This is a genomic window from Pseudooctadecabacter sp. (genome assembly GCF_020627745.1).
Classification (GTDB): Bacteria; Pseudomonadota; Alphaproteobacteria; order Rhodobacterales; family Rhodobacteraceae; genus Octadecabacter.
The window spans coordinates 3,434-7,324 of sequence record NZ_JAHDGE010000009.1 but is presented as its reverse complement, the minus strand read 5'-3'; the positions used below and the strand labels follow the sequence as shown (position 1 = coordinate 7,324).

The 3,891-nt window shown below is 60.3% G+C and carries 3 protein-coding genes; all 3 read right to left on the bottom strand.

Annotated elements, in window-relative coordinates:
• Positions 1 to 4: 4 nt before the first annotated feature.
• On the bottom strand, positions 5 to 1,162 hold the full coding sequence (locus QZ653_RS06085; RefSeq protein WP_296418571.1) for an ABC transporter permease: 1,158 nt from the start codon (positions 1,160 to 1,162) through the stop codon (positions 5 to 7).
• Positions 1,163 to 1,167: 5 nt separating this feature from the next.
• On the bottom strand, positions 1,168 to 2,289 hold the full coding sequence (locus tag QZ653_RS06080) for an ABC transporter permease (protein ID WP_296418570.1): 1,122 nt from the start codon (positions 2,287 to 2,289) through the stop codon (positions 1,168 to 1,170).
• Positions 2,290 to 2,292: 3 nt separating this feature from the next.
• Positions 2,293 to 3,891, bottom strand: a 1,599-nt coding sequence (locus tag QZ653_RS06075) for an ABC transporter ATP-binding protein (RefSeq protein WP_296418569.1), incomplete at its 5' end; no start/stop codon positions are given.

Here is a 3,891-nt window from a genome sequence, read left to right as displayed (position 1 = left end):
TTCCTCAGCGTTCCTTGACATAAGGCTCACCCCCTGCGCGCGGTGGAATGGCCTTGCCCACAAAGCCCGCCAGCACGATGACCACGAACAGATAGGGCAGGGACTGGATCAACTGACTGGGCACTTTGACGGTTTCAAACAGCGCACCCGCGAGGCCAACCTCACCCGCCGATCCCATCCATGTGGCCAGCGCGATGGCGGTCAAAACGGCGGACAATCCGCCCAACACAATGACGTCGATCCTTTCGCGTTTCACCGCATACAGCACCATCGCAACGGACGCCCCGACCAGCAGCACGATGATCCACACCACCTGCAACTGGATATTCTGGAACCGGTTATCAATCGCAAAGAACAGCCCGAACAACAGACACGCGCCCAACGCATACCACGGCCGCCACTTGGCAAAGATCAGCGCGGCCAGCGCGATAAAGCCCCGGTTCGCGGTCATGTCCTTGGTGAACCCCGCCTGCACCGCCGTGGACAGATAGGCCCCTGCGATGCCACACAAAATCCCGCAAATGATAACGGCGGAATAGCGCAGGCCGACGACCGAAATCCCCGCCGTGTCCACAGCCTCGGGGGCTTCGCCCACCGCGCGCAGGCGCAGGCCGAACCGCGTGCGGTAGAGGATAAACCAGCTGAGCGGGACCATCAGCAGCCCGATATAAACGAGGATCGAATGGCCTGACACGAACTCTGAATAAAACTGCATCCCCGGGCTCGCCTGCATCTTGTCGCGCATCCGTGTGAACGCGCCGGGAAGATCCAGCCCGTCAAACCGTGCCGCCCCCGACAGGGACGGCGTGCGCCCGCCTTGGGCGAACCAGCCCTGCGCGATGACGACCGTCAGACCGGCGGCGAAAAAGTTGATCGCCACGCCGGAAATCAACTGGTTCCCGCGGAACGTGATCGACGCCAGACCATGCACGATCGACAGTGCGATCGAAATGCCGATGCCGGCAAACAGGCCGACCCAGACGTTGCCGGACGTATAGGACACCGCCGCCGACAAGAACGCCGCCGCCAGCATCTTACCCTCAAGCCCGATGTCGAAAATGCCTGCGCGTTCGGAAAACAGACCGGCCAGACAGGCCAGCAACAGCGGAATCGCCATACGGATAGACGCATCACCAAGCTGGACAAGTGTGAAGAAATCCATGTGCGTTACTCCTTCACCGCCGCCGGTGCGCCGACACCTTTGCCACCAAACCGCAGAAACAGCCCCTCAATGGGGGAGCGGACCATTTGATCCAGCGCGCCGGTGAACATGATGACCAGCGCCTGAATGACCACAACGATCTGCACGGGGATCGACGTGGCCGCCGAAAGCTCCGCCCCGCCCTGATAGAGCGCGCCGAACAACAGCGCCGCGATGATGATGCCCACGGGATGGTTGCGCCCCATCAACGCCACGGCGATCCCGATGAAACCGGCGCCGCCTGCAGCATTATCCACCAGCTGTGGCGTGTTGATGCCCATGGTGTTGTTCACCGCCATCATCCCCGCCAATGCGCCGGAAATCAGCAGCGCGATCATGGTGATGTTCACCGCCGAAATCCCCGCATATTTCGCGGCACTTTCAGACTGCCCGAAGGCGCGGATCTGATAGCCCAGCCGCGTGTGCCAGATCAAAAGCCACACGCCCACACAGGCCAGCAATGCAATGAAGATTGAGATATTGACCGGCGACCGCCCGAACAATTCGGACCCGAACAGACCCGCAATGTCATTAAGCGATGGCAGATGCGCGGCTTCGGGGAAGATCGCCGTGGCCGTCTGCATCTGACCCGCAGGGCGCAAGGCGTCCGACAGCATATAAACCAAAAGGCCCGACGCCATGAAGTTGAACATGATCGTCGTAATCACGATGTGGCTGCCGCGCCGTGCCTGCAAATAGGCTGGTATCGCGACCCAAAGCGCACCGAACACAGCCGCCGCCATACCGCCTGCAAGCAGGGCCAGCGTCCAGTGGGGCCATGGAATGAACAGGCATACAATCGCCGCCCCAAGGCCGCCCACCAGCACCTGACCCTCACCGCCGATGTTGAACAGCGACGCGTGAAACGCCACCGCCACGGCCAAGCCGGTGAAGATAAAGTTCGTGGCATAAAACAACGTGTAGCCCAGAAAATCAGACGTGCCGACCGCGCCAAAGGCCATCAGCTTGATGGCCTCCCACGGGTTTTGGCCCACGGACCAGAACACGATGACCGAAATGATCGCCGCCAGCAAAAGCGACACCACCGGCACCAGAACCACATCCGCCCACTTTGGCATCTTGTCCATGGCTCAGACCTCCTTGCCTGCGCCCGCATGGGCCAGATTTTCTGCAATTGTTTCAACGGGGGGCGGGTTGTCGGTGTCCGTGACACCGGCCATCAACAGCCCCAGTTCCTTTTCATTTGTCTCGGCCGGCAGGCGTTCACCCATGATCTGGCCGTCAAACATCACGGCGATCCGGTCGGAAAGGCCCATAATCTCATCCAGTTCGACACTGACCAGCAGGATCGCCTTGCCCTTGTCACGCAGCGCCACGATCTGTTGGTGGATGAATTCAATCGCGCCGATGTCCACACCGCGTGTGGGCTGGCCCACCAGCAGCAGATCAGGGTCGCGTTCAATCTCACGGGCGACGACGATCTTTTGCTGGTTCCCGCCGGAGAAATTCTTGGCCGCAAGCTGCGGATTGGGCGGGCGCACGTCAAAGCGGTCCATCTTTTCCTGCGCGTCGGCCAGAATGGCCTTGTTGTCCATCAGCATCTTTGACCGCTGGTATTTCGCGTCGTGGTGATAGCCAAAAGCGGTGTTTTCCCACGCGCTGAAATCCATGATCAGGCCTTCGTGCTGGCGGTCTTCGGGCACATGGGCAATGCCACGGTTGCGGCGGCTTTGGCCGTCGGATTTCGCACCGGTCAGGTCGATGGGTTCGCCGTTCAGCAACACCTCACCCGTGGCCTTTTCATAGCCGCCCAGTACCTCCAGCAACTCGGACTGGCCGTTACCGCTGACGCCCGCGATGCCAAGGATTTCCCCCGCACGGATGTTGAACGACACGCCCTTCAGACGGTGCACCCCGCTGTCGTCGGTCACGTTCAGATCGCGGACTTCCAACACGGTGTCTTTTGGCTGTGCCGGCGTTTTATCCACGCGCAACAATACCTTACGGCCCACCATACGTTCCGCCAGATCGGCGGGATTGGTGTCGGACGTTTTGACAGACCCGACCATCTCACCGCGCCGCATGACGCTGACGGTGTCGGTGATGTCCATAATTTCACGCAGCTTGTGGGTGATCAGGATGATGGTCTTCCCCTCGTCCTTCAGCCGCCCCAGAATGCGGAACAACTGATCGGCCTCCGCAGGCGTCAACACGCCCGTGGGCTCGTCGAGGATCAGGATATCCGCCTCACGGTACAGCGCCTTGAGGATTTCAACCCGCTGCTGCATCCCCACGCCGATGTCCTGAATGATCGCGTCGGGATCGACGTTCAGTTCATATTCTTCCGCCAGCGATTTCAACTGCTTGCGCGCCTTGGCCAGCGACGGTTTCAACATCGCGCCGTCTTCGGCCCCCAGCACCACGTTTTCGAGGACGGAGAAGTTCTGCACCAGTTTGAAGTGCTGGAACACCATCCCGATGCCTGCCGCAATCGCCGCCTGACTGTCGGGAATTTCGGTCCGTTGACCGTTGATATAAATCTCACCCTTATCGGCTTTGTAAAAGCCGTACAGGATCGACATCAGCGTCGATTTCCCCGCCCCGTTCTCCCCGATGATCCCGTGGATCGTGCCGGGCATGACGCTGATAGAAATGTCCTTGTTGGCCTGCACAGGGCCAAAGGCCTTGGAAATACCCTTGAGTTCGATGGCGGGGGGGGGAGTGGTCAT